Origin of the sequence: Brevundimonas sp. 2YAF1 (assembly GCF_052114745.1) — a bacterium.
Classification (GTDB): domain Bacteria; phylum Pseudomonadota; class Alphaproteobacteria; order Caulobacterales; family Caulobacteraceae; genus Brevundimonas.
Window position 1 is genome coordinate 1 of record NZ_JBFRFI010000017.1, and the last position, 13713, is coordinate 13713.

At 66.7% G+C, this 13713-nt stretch carries 15 protein-coding genes and 1 tRNA gene; 11 read left to right on the plus strand and 5 right to left on the minus strand.

What is annotated here, in order from left to right:
* On the plus strand, nucleotides 1–89 hold an 89-nt coding region (locus AB4Y68_RS14335), incomplete at its 5' end, for a hypothetical protein (protein ID WP_233832711.1).
* Nucleotides 90–521: 432 nt separating this feature from the next.
* On the plus strand, nucleotides 522–1844 hold the full coding sequence (locus AB4Y68_RS14340; RefSeq protein WP_441456431.1) for a hemolysin family protein: 1323 nt from the start codon (nucleotides 522–524) through the stop codon (nucleotides 1842–1844).
* Nucleotides 1845–2105: 261 nt separating this feature from the next.
* On the opposite strand, the gene AB4Y68_RS14345 is transcribed toward AB4Y68_RS14340, so the two are convergent.
* Nucleotides 2106–3767, minus strand: coding sequence for an amino acid ABC transporter ATP-binding/permease protein (locus tag AB4Y68_RS14345; protein WP_441456432.1), 1662 nt, complete (start codon nucleotides 3765–3767; stop codon nucleotides 2106–2108).
* Nucleotides 3764–5380 (minus strand): thiol reductant ABC exporter subunit CydD, encoded by a 1617-nt coding sequence (gene cydD, locus AB4Y68_RS14350; protein WP_441456433.1) that lies wholly within the window; start codon nucleotides 5378–5380, stop codon nucleotides 3764–3766. Before cydD ends, AB4Y68_RS14345 begins: the two co-directional genes overlap by 4 nt.
* Nucleotides 5381–5598: 218 nt before the next feature.
* Between cydD and AB4Y68_RS14355 the strand changes: the two genes are divergently transcribed.
* The 3 genes from AB4Y68_RS14355 to cydX are packed head-to-tail and all read left to right on the plus strand — an operon-like array spanning nucleotide 5599 to nucleotide 8480.
* Entirely contained in the window at nucleotides 5599–7161 is a 1563-nt protein-coding gene (locus AB4Y68_RS14355; protein ID WP_441456442.1) for a cytochrome ubiquinol oxidase subunit I, read from the plus strand.
* Nucleotides 7162–7189: 28 nt separating this feature from the next.
* Nucleotides 7190–8338 (plus strand): cytochrome d ubiquinol oxidase subunit II, encoded by a 1149-nt coding sequence (gene cydB / locus AB4Y68_RS14360; RefSeq protein ID WP_441456434.1) that lies wholly within the window; start codon nucleotides 7190–7192, stop codon nucleotides 8336–8338.
* Nucleotides 8339–8360: 22 nt separating this feature from the next.
* Nucleotides 8361–8480 (plus strand): cytochrome bd-I oxidase subunit CydX, encoded by a 120-nt coding sequence (gene cydX / locus AB4Y68_RS14365; protein WP_114818411.1) that lies wholly within the window; start codon nucleotides 8361–8363, stop codon nucleotides 8478–8480.
* Nucleotides 8481–8566: 86 nt separating this feature from the next.
* Here cydX and AB4Y68_RS14370 read toward each other — a convergent pair whose 3' ends face one another.
* Nucleotides 8567–9334 carry a Crp/Fnr family transcriptional regulator gene (locus AB4Y68_RS14370; protein ID WP_441456435.1) on the minus strand — a complete coding sequence of 256 codons (768 nt, stop codon included), beginning with the start codon at nucleotides 9332–9334 and terminating at the stop codon, nucleotides 8567–8569.
* A 66-nt stretch (nucleotides 9335–9400) separates the two neighbouring features.
* Nucleotides 9401–9787 (minus strand): hypothetical protein, encoded by a 387-nt coding sequence (locus AB4Y68_RS14375; RefSeq protein WP_441456436.1) that lies wholly within the window; start codon nucleotides 9785–9787, stop codon nucleotides 9401–9403.
* 96 nt (nucleotides 9788–9883) lie between these two features.
* Between AB4Y68_RS14375 and AB4Y68_RS14380 the strand changes: the two genes are divergently transcribed.
* From AB4Y68_RS14380 to rplA, 6 genes are all read left to right on the plus strand, one after another.
* Nucleotides 9884–10426 carry a pyridoxamine 5'-phosphate oxidase family protein gene (locus AB4Y68_RS14380; protein WP_441456437.1) on the plus strand — a complete coding sequence of 181 codons (543 nt, stop codon included), beginning with the start codon at nucleotides 9884–9886 and terminating at the stop codon, nucleotides 10424–10426.
* A 136-nt stretch (nucleotides 10427–10562) separates the two neighbouring features.
* Nucleotides 10563–10638 (plus strand) — tRNA-Trp (locus tag AB4Y68_RS14385).
* Between the two features lie 70 nt (nucleotides 10639–10708).
* Entirely contained in the window at nucleotides 10709–11008 is a 300-nt protein-coding gene (gene secE / locus AB4Y68_RS14390; RefSeq protein ID WP_441456438.1) for a preprotein translocase subunit SecE, read from the plus strand.
* Nucleotides 11009–11021: 13 nt separating this feature from the next.
* Nucleotides 11022–11597 carry a transcription termination/antitermination protein NusG gene (gene nusG, locus AB4Y68_RS14395; RefSeq protein ID WP_441456439.1) on the plus strand — a complete coding sequence of 192 codons (576 nt, stop codon included), beginning with the start codon at nucleotides 11022–11024 and terminating at the stop codon, nucleotides 11595–11597.
* A 619-nt stretch (nucleotides 11598–12216) separates the two neighbouring features.
* Nucleotides 12217–12648 carry a 50S ribosomal protein L11 gene (gene rplK, locus AB4Y68_RS14400; RefSeq protein ID WP_441456440.1) on the plus strand — a complete coding sequence of 144 codons (432 nt, stop codon included), beginning with the start codon at nucleotides 12217–12219 and terminating at the stop codon, nucleotides 12646–12648.
* 3 nt (nucleotides 12649–12651) lie between these two features.
* Nucleotides 12652–13341, plus strand: a complete 690-nt coding sequence (gene rplA / locus AB4Y68_RS14405; RefSeq protein WP_441456441.1) for a 50S ribosomal protein L1 — start codon at nucleotides 12652–12654, stop codon at nucleotides 13339–13341.
* A gap of 223 nt (nucleotides 13342–13564) precedes the next feature.
* Here rplA and AB4Y68_RS14410 read toward each other — a convergent pair.
* The coding region (locus AB4Y68_RS14410; RefSeq protein WP_441456305.1) for an integrase core domain-containing protein at nucleotides 13565–13713 on the minus strand (149 nt) is incomplete at its 5' end.

Sequence of the window (13713 nt, forward strand, 5' to 3'; positions counted from 1 at the left end):
CGATCGCGATGGAAGAGAAGCTGCGCTTCGCCATCCGTGAAGGCGGCCGCACCGTCGGCGCCGGCGTGGTGTCCAAGATCATCGCCTAAGCGATTGATCCGGGTCTTCGGACCCGAACAGTGCTGGCCTCAAGCAGCGCGCAAGCGCGATAGGCCTGCATAGAGCAAGCGTAACAGAGCGGCCCTCGGAGAAATCCGGGGGCCGTTTCTGCATCCGGGGTTGGGGAACCGCCGTCTCAGCCCCACGTTCGGAAGTCGACGTTAGGAAACGGGTAACCATAAATGCGGCGCGCGATCAGACTGGGACTGTTCATCGGCGTGATCGTCGGGATGAGCGCTTGCGCGAGTTCCTATGACGATTCAGGGCGTCCATCGTCGGGCGTTTATGGCTCGGTGGGCGTCGGTCGGTCGGGCTGAACGGGGAGCCAGCCTCATGAATGACTGGCGCAGCGGGCCGATCAGCCTTACTATTCGCAAGCGGACGCCGGTTGTCGCGCCGCGCCGCGGGTCTTTCCCCCTTCGATGTTGACCATCGCTATCGTCGTCGTGCTGCTGCTTGTGGTGCTGAACGGCCTGTTCGCCATGACCGAGCTTGCGGTCGTGTCTTCCCGTAAGTCCAAACTTCAAAGCCGTGCCGAGCGCGGCGACCGGGGCGCCCGCGCGGCGCTGAAGCTGTCCGAGGAGCCGACGCAGTTCCTGTCGGCGGTTCAGGTCGGCATCACCCTGATCGGGATTCTGGCGGGCGCCTATGGTCAGGCGACCATCGCGGGCGAGTTGGACCGGATTCTGGAAGCCGCCTTTCCGGCCTTCGCCCCCTATTCGCAATTCTTTTCGACAGCCCTGGTGGTCGTTCTGATCACCTATGTCTCGCTGATCGTCGGCGAACTGGTGCCCAAGCGGCTGGCGCTGATCTTCCCCGAGACGATCGCCTCCAAGATGGCCGCGCCGATCTCGACCATGGCGCTGGCGATGAAGCCCTTCGTGCTGCTGCTGACGGCCTCGACCTCGGGCATTCTGAAGCTGATGGGCGTCAAGGACCGCGACGGTTCGGACGTCACCCAGGAAGAGGTCCAGAGCATCCTGGCCGAAGGCACGTCGGCCGGCCTGATCGAGCCCGAAGAGCAGGTGATGATCGAAGAGATTCTGCGCCTGGGCGACCGCGCCGTGCGCGTGGCCATGACGCCGCGTCACGAGGTCTTCTGGATCGCCCTGGACGACACCGAGGAAGTGCTGCGCGACGAGATCCGCAGCTGCCCCTATTCGCGCATCGTCGTGGCGCGCGAGAGCGACGTCGATAATCCCCTGGGCGTGGTCCACAAGAAGGACCTGCTGGACAGCCTGTTGACCGACGGCGAGTTCAATATCGAGAAGCTGGTGGCCGAACCGGCCTTCATCCCGCAGTCGACCTCGGTGCTGAAAGCGCTGGAGATCCTCAAGGGGTCGCGGGTTCACATGGCCTTCGTCGTCGATGAATACGGCGCCTTTGAAGGCGTGGTCACGGCCACCGACATTCTGGAAATGATCGCCGGCGACTTCAACGAGAGCCACGACGAAGCCGACGTCTCGATCCGCAAGCGCGAAGACGGTTCATGGGCCGTGGACGGCCAGACGGATCTGGACGAACTCGGCGACGTGCTGGGCGAGGACTTCGGCGAACACGAGGGCTTCCACACCGTTGCGGGGATGGTGCTGCACCACCTGTCGCGGGTGCCTGACGAGGGCGATATTCTTCAGCTGGGTCGGTTCGAGGTCGAAGTAATCGACATGGACGACCGGCGCATCGACAAGCTGCTGTTCCGCGCCGTCATTCCCGGCTGGCAGGAGGGCCGGACGGACTCTCACTGAGACGGGGGACGTCGATCCGGCAAGATTTCAGGCTGCTTCGTCCATGGGGCGGTCTGACGCGTCGCCCTGGCTAGTTCTTTCCACCCTCCGTGTTGCTCCAGACCGAGGCGAAGCCGAGGGCGGCCATGAAGACGAGGAAGGCCGAAACGATGGCGGCGATGGCGGGAACGACGTCAGCGGGCATGTGTGATCTCCTTTGACCCCAGCAAAGCCGTTTGCGCCCGGCCATGCCTTGATCGAGATCAAAGGAGAGGCGGCGGCTCAGGCCGCTGCGCGTTCCGACGGCGACGACAGTTGCACCGCGCCGGACGACGACAGGCCCGAGACGGCCAGGGTGGTTTCGCACAGCGCCAGCGGGGCGGGGCGGTGGCTGACCAGAATCAGCCCCTGTCCGGTGCGCTCCAGACGGCGGGCCAGACGATCCAGAACTCGCGCTTCGGTCGCGGGGTCCAGTCCTTCGGTGGGTTCGTCCAGCACCAGCCAGGGGGCGGCGCGCAGATAGGCTCGGGCCAGACCCAGGCGGCGGCGCTCGCCGCCCGACAGCCGGGCGCCGTTCTCGCCCAGCGGCGCGTTCAGCTCGGCGGGCGCGGCGCGGATGCGCTCGGCTAGATCGGCGTCTTCCAGCGCGCTCCATAGCGCCTCGTCGTCGGCTGACGGCAGGGCCAATCGCAGATTCTCGCGCACCGTTCCGGCCAGCAGGGTCGCCTGCTGCGGGGCGTAGGCGAACAGGGCGCGCGCGGCGTCCGGGGCGGTCTCGGCGACGTCCATGCCGCCCAGCGTCGATTCGCCGGGCAGGGGCGCGCGCAGATGCATCCACCGCTCGATTAGCGTGGTCTTGCCGCCGCCCGACGGGCCGGTGACCGCCAGGCGCTGCGGCGGCGTCAGCGTCAGGTCCACAGCCGATAGGCCGAGCGTGGGCGACAGGGATTGGGCGGGTCTCGGTTCTTCGGCGTCCAGCAGATCGCCCAGACGTTCGGCCGCCGCCTTGACCGCGCCGTTGTGGCGGAAGGCGGTCAGCAGGGCGCCAGCGCTTTCGACCGTGGTGACGGCGGCCAGAATGGCCAGGGCGATCAGGGGCGGGGCGGCGGACCGCGCCGTCGCCAACACGCCGAGGACGGCCAGGGCCATGGCGACCGACTGGGTCAGCATGATCCAGCCGCCGGCGGACGCCAGACGCTCGGTGGCGCGCTCGAGAACCGCGCCGCGCTCGGCCAGCCGGTCAACGGCCCAGCCTTTGACGCCATAGGCCTGAAGCTCGGGCGCGGCGGCTGCGAAGGCGGCGAACTGGGTCTTGAGATCGCCCGAGGCGGCCTGCACCGCGCGGCCCGCCGGTTCGGCCATGCTGCGGCCGACGAGGGCGGCTGCGACGACGCCGAGAGCGCTGGCGGCGAGGACGACAAGCGCGGTGGGCCAGCCAGCCAGGGCCGCCAGACCCACGCCGGCCACCATGCCCGCGCCGGCGCCCCATGGGGCGGACAGGCGCACGAAACGGTTCTGGATGGCGTCGACGTCCTGCACCATCCGCGACGAGGCTTCGCCTCCGGCCAACGTCAGGGCGCGCGTCGCGGGGCCGCGCGCCACGCCCTCGAACAACTGCGGGCGCAAAGCAGCGAGAGCCTTGAGCGCGGCGTCGTGGCCGGTGACGCGCTCGCCATAGCGACCGCCGGTCCGCACGATGGCCAGGAAGCGGATCAGGGCGCTGGGAATCATGAAGTTGAAGCTGTAGGCCGCCGCCGATCCCGCCAGCCCGGCCAGGGCCGAGGCGGTGATGAACCAGCCCGATACGCCCAACAGCAGGACGGCGGCGGCGGACACCAGGGCGGCGGTGACGGCGGCGGCCAGCAGGCGGGCGCCCTGACGGCGCTCCTGCGCGCGGATCAGGGTCTTGAGGCGGGCGACGCCCGTGAGGTGCTGGGCGCTCACAGCCGCACCACCACGTCGGCGAGTTCGGCGACGGCCTCGGAATGGGTGGCGATCAGGGTGGTGCGGCCCTCGGCGGCCGCGCGGATGATCGGCAGCAAGGCGGCCTCGGATGCGGCGTCCAGATTGGCGGTGGGTTCGTCCAGCAGCAGGATCGGCGCGGGCTTGAGGAAGGCGCGGGCCAGACCTAGCCGCCGTCGCTCGCCGCCCGACAGCCCGCCGCCGCGTTCGTCGATGACGCGGTTCAGGCCGCCGGTGAAGCCCGCACGGGCGGCGGCCTCCATGACGCGCTCGGAGGGCGCGCCGCGCCACGCCAGACCGATGTTCTCGGCCAGGGTTCCGGGCACGACGACCGGGGCCTGACCGGCCCAGGCGATCCAGGCGGTCAGGTCGGGACGGTCGGACAGGCGCGCGCCGCCGACCTCGACCTCGCCGCCGGTCAGCGGAGACAGGCCCAGAAACAGGTGCAGCAGACTGCTCTTGCCCGAACCGCTGGGGCCGAGCAGGGCCACGGTCGCGCCGGGCGGGACCGCAAGGTCGAAGCCGGTCAGGACCGGCGCGCCGACGTCATAGGCGACAGCCACGGCGCGGAAGGCGATGGCGGGCGCGCCCGCGGGGACCGGCGGCCGGTTTGGCGTCGCCTCGGCGGCGTCGATCAGGTTCCTCAGGCTAGGTACGGCGGCCTCGGCGGCCTGCCGGTCGTGATAGGCGGCGGACAGACGGCGCATCGGCGCATAGACTTCGGGCGCCAGGGCCAGCAGGAAGAAGGCGCGGGTCAGGCTCAACTGCTCAGGCGCCGGGAAGGGCAGCAGCTTCAGCAGGTTGAAACCGCAATAGACGGCGACCAGAGCGACCGACAGGGCCGAGAAGAACTCCAGCACCGCCGAGGACAGGAAGGCGATCTTCAGGACGCTGCCGGTGCGGCGGGCCAGATCGTCGGAGGCGCGGGCGATCACCGCCGTCTGCTGGGTCTCCGCCTGGAAGGCGAGGATGGCGGGCAGCGCGCGGATGCGGTCGAGGAAGAGGCCGGACAGCCGTTCCAGCGCCTGGAACTGACGCCGGCTCTCGGCGCCCGCCGCCATGCCCGTCAGGGCCATGCCGATGACGAAAGGCGCCAGGGTGAAGAGTAGAATGCCGGCCGTGAAGGGGCTGACCACGGCCGCTGCAAGGATCAGCAGCAGGGGCGTTACGCCCGCCGCCAGCCGCGCCGGCAGGAAGCGCGAGACGTGGCCGTCCAGCGCCTGGACCCCTTCGTTGGTCGCCGTCATGGTTTCGGCGTCGGACAAACGGCCGGAGAAGGCGCCGTTCAGGACCTGACGGCGCAGGTCGCCCTTGACCGCCCGGGCGGCGCGCGCGCCGACGACGGTGGCGCACTGGGCCAGGACGCCGCGCGCCAGCAGTGAGGCGATCGCCAGCGCCGCGCCGGGCGTCGCTTGGCTGATCCCCTGGGGCAGGGCGCCGACGGCCAGGGCCAGGCCGGCGGCGAAACCCACGGCCGGGATGGCGTCGGCGATCACCAGACCGCTGGCCAGCGTCATGACGCGCTTGCGCGGCGACAGGGCCGCCTTCAGCCACTTGGCGGGCGCGGCGTCTGCATCGATCGGCTGGGCCGTCATCGTCTCTCCTGCTCCATTCGCGCGACCAGACATAGACCATCGCGAAGGCGCATTGGGCGAATCGTCCTTGCGGCGAAACCGCCTTGGGCGAAACGCCGTCTAGAGCGCGCCGCCCGGCTTCAGCTTTGATCAGGATCAAGGCCTGCCGAGAAGGCAAGCTTTAGGTTAAAGTAGAACGCCGGTCGATGGGGGCTGGCGGTCAGGAGCCTGAGCCCATGATCGACCTGGCGGTCGTAGACCTGTCACGCCTTCAGTTCGCACTGACGGCGCTGTACCACTTTCTATTCGTGCCCCTCACGCTGGGCCTCTCCTTCATGCTGGTCATCATGGAGAGCATCTATGTGATGACGCGCCGGCCCATCTGGCGGACCATCACCCGCTTCTGGGGCGTGCTGTTCGGCATCAATTTCGTGCTGGGCGTGGCCACAGGCCTGACCATGGAATTCCAGTTCGGCATGAACTGGTCCTACTACTCCCATTATGTCGGAGACATCTTCGGGGCTCCGCTGGCCATCGAAGGGCTGATGGCCTTCTTCCTGGAAGCGACCTTCGTCGGCCTGATGTTCTTCGGCTGGGACAAGCTGCCGCGCGTGGGGCACCTGTTCGTCACCTTCATGGTGGCGCTGGGCACCAACCTGTCGGCCCTGTGGATCCTGATCGCCAACGGGTGGATGCAGAACCCGGTCGGCGCGGCCTTCAATCCCGACACCATGCGCATGGAGGTCGTGGACTTCATGGCCGTGCTGTTCAACCCGGTGGCCCAGGCCAAGTTCGTCCACACCGTGTCGGCGGGCTATGTCTGCGCCTCGGTCGTGGTGCTGGGCATTTCGGCCTTCTATCTGCTGAAGGGCAAGCACGTCGGCTTCGCCAAGCGGTCGATGACCGTGGCCGCCGCCTTCGGCCTGCTGTCGTCGCTGTCGGTCGTCGTTCTGGGCGACGAGAGCGGCTATGCCCTGACCGATAACCAGAAGATGAAGCTGGCCGCGCTGGAAGCCATGTGGCGCACCGAGCCGGCGCCCGCCGGCCTGACCGCCTTCGGCATTCCCAGTCTGGAAGATCGCCACACCCATTTCGAGGTCAAGATTCCCTATGTCCTGGGCCTGATCTCGACGCGGAGCATCGACAAGCCGGTCATCGGCATTCTCGAACTGGTCGCCATCGCCGAGGACCGCATCGAACGCGGCGTCGTCGCCTATGACGCACTGGAGAAGGTCAAGGCGGACCACACCGACATGGCCGCGCGGGCGCAGTTCGAAAGCGTGCGCAACGACCTGGGCTACGGCCTGCTGCTGAAACGCTATGTCGCCGATCCGCGTCTGGCGACGCCGGATCAAGTCAAGCAAGCGGCCTGGTCGACAGTGCCGAACGTGCCGCTGATGTTCTGGGCCTTCCGCGTCATGGCAGGGATCGGCTTCCTGATGATCGGCCTGTTCGCCACGGCCTTCGTGCTGTGCACCCTGCGCAGGCATGAAACCAAATGGTTCCTCCGTCTGGCGGTTCTGGCCTTGCCGCTGCCGTGGATCGCCATCGAGTTCGGCTGGGTTCTGGCCGAAGTGGGGCGTCAGCCCTGGGCCGTGGAAGGCGTCCTGCCGACCTTCCTGGGCGCCTCCAGCCTCAGCGTGCCGCAACTGTGGACCACCATCATCGGCTTCACCGTCCTGTACGGCGCCCTGGCGGTGATCGAGGTCGGTCTGATCCTGAAGGCGGTCAAGAAAGGCCCCTTCGCCCAGCACGACATCCCCGACGAACCTCAGGCGGAAGGCGAGCCGGCGGTCGCCTGACCCCCGGTCGTTCAAGGAAACAAGAGAGATGGAACTTCCCCTCGACTACACCACGCTCCGCCTGATCTGGTGGGGACTGCTGGGCGTGCTGCTGATCGGCTTCGCCCTGACGGATGGGTTCGACATGGGCGTCGGCGCCCTCCTGCCCTTCGTCGCCAAGACGGACGAAGAGCGCCGCATGGTCATCAACACCGTCGGCGCGACCTGGGAGGGCAACCAGGTCTGGTTCATCGTCGGCGGCGCGGCGATCTTCGCCGCCTGGCCCTTCGTTTACGCCGTCAGCTTCTCCGGCTTCTATCTGGCCATGTTCCTGGTGCTGGCTGCGCTGATCCTGCGGCCGGTGTCGTTCAAGTACCGGTCCAAGCGTCCTGACCCGCGCTGGCGCACCATGTGGGACTGGGGTCTGTTCATCGGCAGCTTCGTCCCGGCCCTGGTGTTCGGCGTCGCCGTCGGCAACGTCCTGCTGGGCGCGCCCTTCCGTCTGGATGGCGACCTGCGCTCCTTCTACGAGGGCACGCTGCTGGGCCTGTTCTCGCCCTTCACCCTGATCTGCGGCCTGCTGTCGGTCTGCATGCTGGTGCTGCACGGCGCGGCCTGGCTGTCGATCAAGGGCGAGCGAGGGCCGGTGCTGAACCGGGCGCGGGCCTTCGGCACGGTGGCCGGTCTGCTCAGCCTGGCGCTGTTCGCGATCGGCGGCCTGTTCATCGCCTTTGGCGACATCGGTTTCCGCATCACCGGCGCTCTGGACACGGCGGGCTTTTCCAATCCGCTGCGGACCACGGTCGAAGCGGCGCCTGGCGCCTGGATGGACAACTACGGCCTCTATCCGTGGATGATCATCGCCCCGGTTCTGGGCTTCCTCGGGGCGGGCGCGGGTCTGATCGGCATGTGGCGCCGGTCGCCGGCCCTGGCTTTCGGCGGTTCCTCGGTTTCGGCGGTGGGGATCATCTCGACCGTCGGCCTGTCGATGTTCCCCTTCATCCTGCCCAGCTCGATCAATCCGCAGTCCAGCCTGACGGTGTGGAACGCCTCGTCCAGCCACCTGACCCTGTTCATCATGCTGATCGTGGTCGCGGTCTTCATGCCGATCGTGCTGCTCTACACCGCCTGGGTCTACAAGGTGCTGTGGGGCCGGACGAGCACCGCCGCCCTCAAGATCAACCCCGACCTCTACTGATCCCGCGAAAGGAGATCATCTCATGTGGTATTTCGCCTGGATCCTGGGCCTCGGCCTGGCGGTGGCGTTCGGCGTGCTGAACGGCGTCTGGCACGAGTTCCAACTGTTCGATGAAGGCGACGAGGGCCGCTCCGAGCCCTGACGTTTTCGATCACAGAAAAGCCCCCTTGGTTTCGACCGAGGGGGCTTTTTTTATGCTTGGGGAGAGGCCCGGAAGCTTGAGCCGGTTCAGCCCGCGCCTTCGCCGAGGGCCTTGAGTGCAACCGGGTCGGGCAGGGCCACGTCGTTGTTCGGCAGCAGTTGGATCAGGCCCGAGGTCTTGAACTGGGTGAAGACTCGGCTGACCGTCTCGATGGTCAGGCCCAGATAGTCGGCGATGTCGAGGCGGGTCATCGGCAGGTGGACGCGGCCTTCCGACCCGCCCAACTGGACCTGCCGCGCCGCGAGGCGGGTCAGGAAGCTGGCGATCCGTTCGCGCGCCGTCTTGCGCCCCAGCAGGACGATCTGCTCTTGCGCCGCCATCAGCTCGTCGCCCGCCATGGCCACCAGCCTATGTTCGAGAGCGGGCAGGGCGTTCAGAAGTTGGTCGAACTCGTTGCGTCGGAAGCGACAGGCGCTGAGCGGCGTCAGGGCCTCGGCCGTAAAGCTGGAGGGGCCGCGCCCGCCGAGGCCGAGGAAGTCGCCCTGGAACAGGAAGCCCGTGATCTGACGTCGCCCGTCAGGCAGCAGGCGATACAGTTTCACCGCCCCCTCGACGACGTTGAAGACGAAGGGGTTGGGATCGCCCTCGTGGAACAGGGCCTGCCCCGGTTGGGCCGCCACCGTTTCGCTGGCGCAGGCCATGTTGTGCAGCTCGTGGCCCTTCAGGTCGGCGCAGACGCCCAGCGGACGCGCCCCGCAGGTCGAGCAGGGGTGGACGTCCTCAAGGCGGACATCGGCAGGTTGGGACAGGGCGGCGGGCAGGACGGCGGCCAAGGCGGCGGTCTGGGCAGGCATGGTCGACTCCAGCGTTCCGCTGCAGTCTAGCTGACCGGGGACAGCTTTCGAATAGGGCAGCCTGTCCTAGCTGGCGTCTTCGGCATAGCGTAGCTTGGCGCCCAACCGGTGAGCGAGCGCGGTCAGTTCCACGGCCAGGCTTTGCCGCACCAGCGGCCGCACGCCCATTTCTCGAACCACGAATGGCCCGGCCCACAGGGTCTCGCCGTATTCCAGATCCGGCTGCCGCCACCAGGTGACGAAACCCAGGACGCCGCCGCGTTGATTGCGGGCGCTGAGAATGCCGCGGCTGTCCGGGGCGGCGCGCCAGTCGTGCAGAAAGGTGCGCCATTGGTTCGCGCCGAGATCGGGCCGCCACAACTGGGCGAGGACGAACTCGGCCGGCGCCTCGCCCTCCGTCAGGGGGACGACGTCCAGACGAGGGGCGTCCGGCATGAGGCGAGGCTCGGTCATGGAACCATTTCGCGCCGCGGCGGCTAAATCGCCTTGATCTGTGTCAAGGTGATCCCGGCGTCTGCACAGCAGGGTCATAAGGACGGAGGACAGGCCATGACCGATTCATCACCCGCTACATCGGGCGGGACCCCGATCCACGGCGCGGCCGTGGTCGCGATTCTCAAGCTGCTGGACGGACAGCGGCTGATGACCCTGGCGTCCAATCGCGCCGACGGGCGGCCTCAGGCCAGCACCCTGGGCTATCTGAACGATGGGCTGAATCTCTATTTCGTCACGGCCCGTGACAGCCAGAAGCTGCGCAACATCATCGCCGACCCGCGCGTGGGCGTCGCCATTCGCGGCGTGGGCGCAGAAGGGGAGGCGGTCGGCGTCTCCATCGACGGCCGGGCCGAGGAGGTGACCGACGGCGCCGAGGTCCAACGGCTGAATGATCTGATCATCGCCCGCTCGCCGGATGTCAGCCTCTATGCCCCGGGCGGCGACTCGGTGGCGGTGGTGAAGGTGATTCCCGAGCAGGTCGAAGCGGTCGCCGTGATGGAGGGCCGCAGCCGCGCCCAGACCTTCTCGATCGGCGATCCCGACCGCGTCGTGCATGGGGTCAGCTATGAGCCGAGCGCGGTGGCGCGGCTGTTCTGACCAAACCTGCGCATCTGTCGGTGGTTATCTCGAAACGCCCCTTGAAATGCCCTCGGCCGTCAGGCATATGCGCCCCTCTGGCGAGGTTAGCGCCGTCGAGCTTGCTCACGGCGCATTGATCTTTGTCCGGGACACTAGGAGTGTAGCTCAGCTGGTAGAGCATCGGTCTCCAAAACCGAGGGTCGTGGGTTCGAGTCCCTCCGCTCCTGCCATTCCCCCTGTCGCAGTCGCCTGGGAGTTCCCATGTGAGGCGACAGGTTCCAGAGGTTGAAGAGACGTCATATGGCCAAGGCGAAGACCCCCGGCGGTCGCCGCACCGTGGGAAACCAGACCGCAGCCGCCGCCCAAGGCGCAGCAACGGTCGCCGTGGACGCGCCCGCGTCCAAGAAAAAGACGTCCATCCCGCAATTCGCCAGCCAGGTTCGCGCTGAAGCCCGCAAAATTGTCTGGCCCAGCCGCAAGGAGACCTGGATCACCTCGGTGATGGTCTTCATCATGGTGCTGATCGCCTCGGCCTTCTTCTGGATCGTCGATACCGGCCTGGGCTTTGCGTCCCGCTTCATTCTCGGCCTTGGCCAATAAAGGAGACGCGCACATGACTGATGCAGCGCCCAAGCCGGCGGCCAATCCCCGCCACAAATGGTATATCGTCAACGCCTACTCGAACTTCGAAAAGAAGGTCGCGGAGCAACTGCGAGAGCAGGCGAAGCAGCAAGGCCTTGAAGACAGCTTCTCCGAAATCCTGGTTCCGACCGAGGAAGTCGTCGAGATCCGTCGCGGCCGCAAGGTGAACTCGGAACGCAAATTCTTCCCCGGCTACGTGCTGGTGAAGATGGAGATGACCGACAACGCCTACCACCTGGTCAAGAACACGCCGAAGGTCACGGGCTTCCTGGGCGCCGCGGGCGGTACGAAGCCGCTGCCGGTCTCGGAACGTGAGGTCCAGAACATCATCGGTCAGGTGGAAGAGGGCGTCGAACGTCCGAAGCCCACGATCCGCTTCGACATCGGCGAAACCGTCAAGGTCGTCGACGGTCCCTTCGCCAGCTTCGACGGTCAGGTCGAGAGCGTCGACGAGGACAACGCCCGCCTGCGCGTGGCCGTGTCCATCTTCGGCCGCCCGACTCCGGTGGATCTGGAATACAATCAGGTCGAGAAGACGGGCGGCTGATCGCCTCGATCATCGCCTGAACGACGTGCAGCGGCGGCCCTCGGGTCGCCGTTTTGCGTTTGGGCCATGGCCTTTCCGTCATCCCGGAAGCGGCGCAGCCGCTATCCGGGACCGCCAGTCACACCGTCTTTGGCCCCCTGGGCGATCCCGGGCGTCTGATGATCCCGCACGCGATCCGCGTCACCTCGTGCGCAACCCCACGCGCCAATCCCTGTTAAAATCGGAGATCGGCTGAGGCTTGACGCCGTTGGCGCGCCATAGCTGTGGTTTGGGCCAGACTGCGCGGCATGGTCTTTGACATCACAGCCCGCCAGCGTCCGCTTCAGGACCCCGGCTGCGCCTCGCGCCCCGCTTCCCGTTCTTCGTCGCCCCGGAAACGTGGCGGTCGCTGCTGTTCGGCGTCGATTGCACCAATTGCACTGTTTTTTTCTTCGCACAGTGCAAGTGCAGTCGTCCCTGCGCCGCCCTGGTTTGCCTTTCCAGGGGGCTCCTGCTACATGCCCGCCTCCATCCGACGGCCTTCGAGTCGACGGGCGGCAAATCCGTGGAAGGCAGCCATGCCGCACCACGGCTCACCGGCTCCGAGGCTCAGGCCTGGGGTCATCGATAGGAGAGACCAATGGCCAAGAAGATTCTCGGCTATATCAAACTGCAAGTTGCGGCCGGTTCGGCCACGCCTTCGCCCCCGATCGGCCCTGCACTGGGTCAGCGCGGCGTCAACATCATGGGCTTCTGCAAGGAGTTCAACGCACGCACTGAGAAGGTGGCCAAGGGTACGCCCCTGCCGACTGTGATCACGGTCTATCAGGACAAGTCCTTCACCTTCATCACCAAGACCCCGCCGGCTACCTTCTACCTGAAGCAGGCCGCTGGCATTAAGTCGGGCTCCAAGCTCGTCGGTCGCGAGTTCGCCGGCAAGGTCACGCAGACGCAAGTCCGCGAGATCGCTGAAGCGAAGATGAAAGACCTGAACGCCAACGACATGGACGCAGCAATGCGCATCATCGAAGGCTCGGCCCGCGCAATCGGCATCGAAGTGGTGGAGGGCTAATCCATGGCTAAGCAAACCAAGGCTTTCAAAGCCCGCACCGGCGACCGTGAAGCTCTGCTGTCGTTCTCGGACGCCATCAAGCTGGTCAAGGACAACGCCAAGGCCAAGTTCGACGAGTCGATCGAAATCGCCGTCAACCTGGGCGTTGACCCGCGTCACGCCGACCAACAGGTCCGTGGCGTCGTCAACCTGCCGTCGGGCACGGGCCGCGACGTTCGCGTCGCCGTCTTCGCCAAGGACGCCAAGGCTGCTGAAGCCACGGCGGCCGGCGCCGACATCGTGGGCGCTGAAGATCTGTACGAAAAGATCGCCGGCGGCTTCATGGACTTCGACCGCGTCATCGCGTCGCCGGACATGATGGCTCTGGTCGGTCGCCTCGGTAAGGTGCTGGGCCCGCGCGGCCTGATGCCGAACCCGAAGGTCGGCACCGTGACCCCGAACGTGGCGCAAGCCGTCAAGGACGCCAAGAGCGGCGCCGTTGAGTTCCGCGTCGAAAAAGCCGGTATCGCCCACGGCGGCATCGGCAAGGCCTCCTTCGATCAGGCCGCCCTGGAAGCCAACGTCAAGGCTTACGTGGACGCCCTGAACAAGGCCAAGCCGGCCGGCGCCAAGGGTACGTATGTGAAGCGCATCACCCTGTCGTCGACGATGGGCCCGGGCTTCAAGATCGACCCGGCTTCGCTGGGCGCCTGATCGCTCAACGCGGTTTGAGATCTGAGAAAACGGCGGGGAGCAATCCCCGCCGTTTTTGTTTGTTCAGTAGCCGACGGTGAAGCGCGCGCGGCTGTGCTTCGGCGCTTCGATCTCGTCGACCATGGCGATGGCGTCCAGTAAGATACCAATGGAAACCAGGTGTGTTTAGGAAGTTCCATGCATGGCGGCGCCAGAGATCTCATCTGGTCACGCGGCGCACGGCCTAGGTGTCGTTTCCAAGAAGGTTGTTCACCCGTTTCCAGGGTGTGAGGCCTTTGATGCCGGAGTGTGGTCGGTTCAGGTTGTAGTCGTCGGTCCAGGGTTTGATGGCGGCGGCACGTTCGTCTGACGAGGCATAGGGCCTGGCGTAGG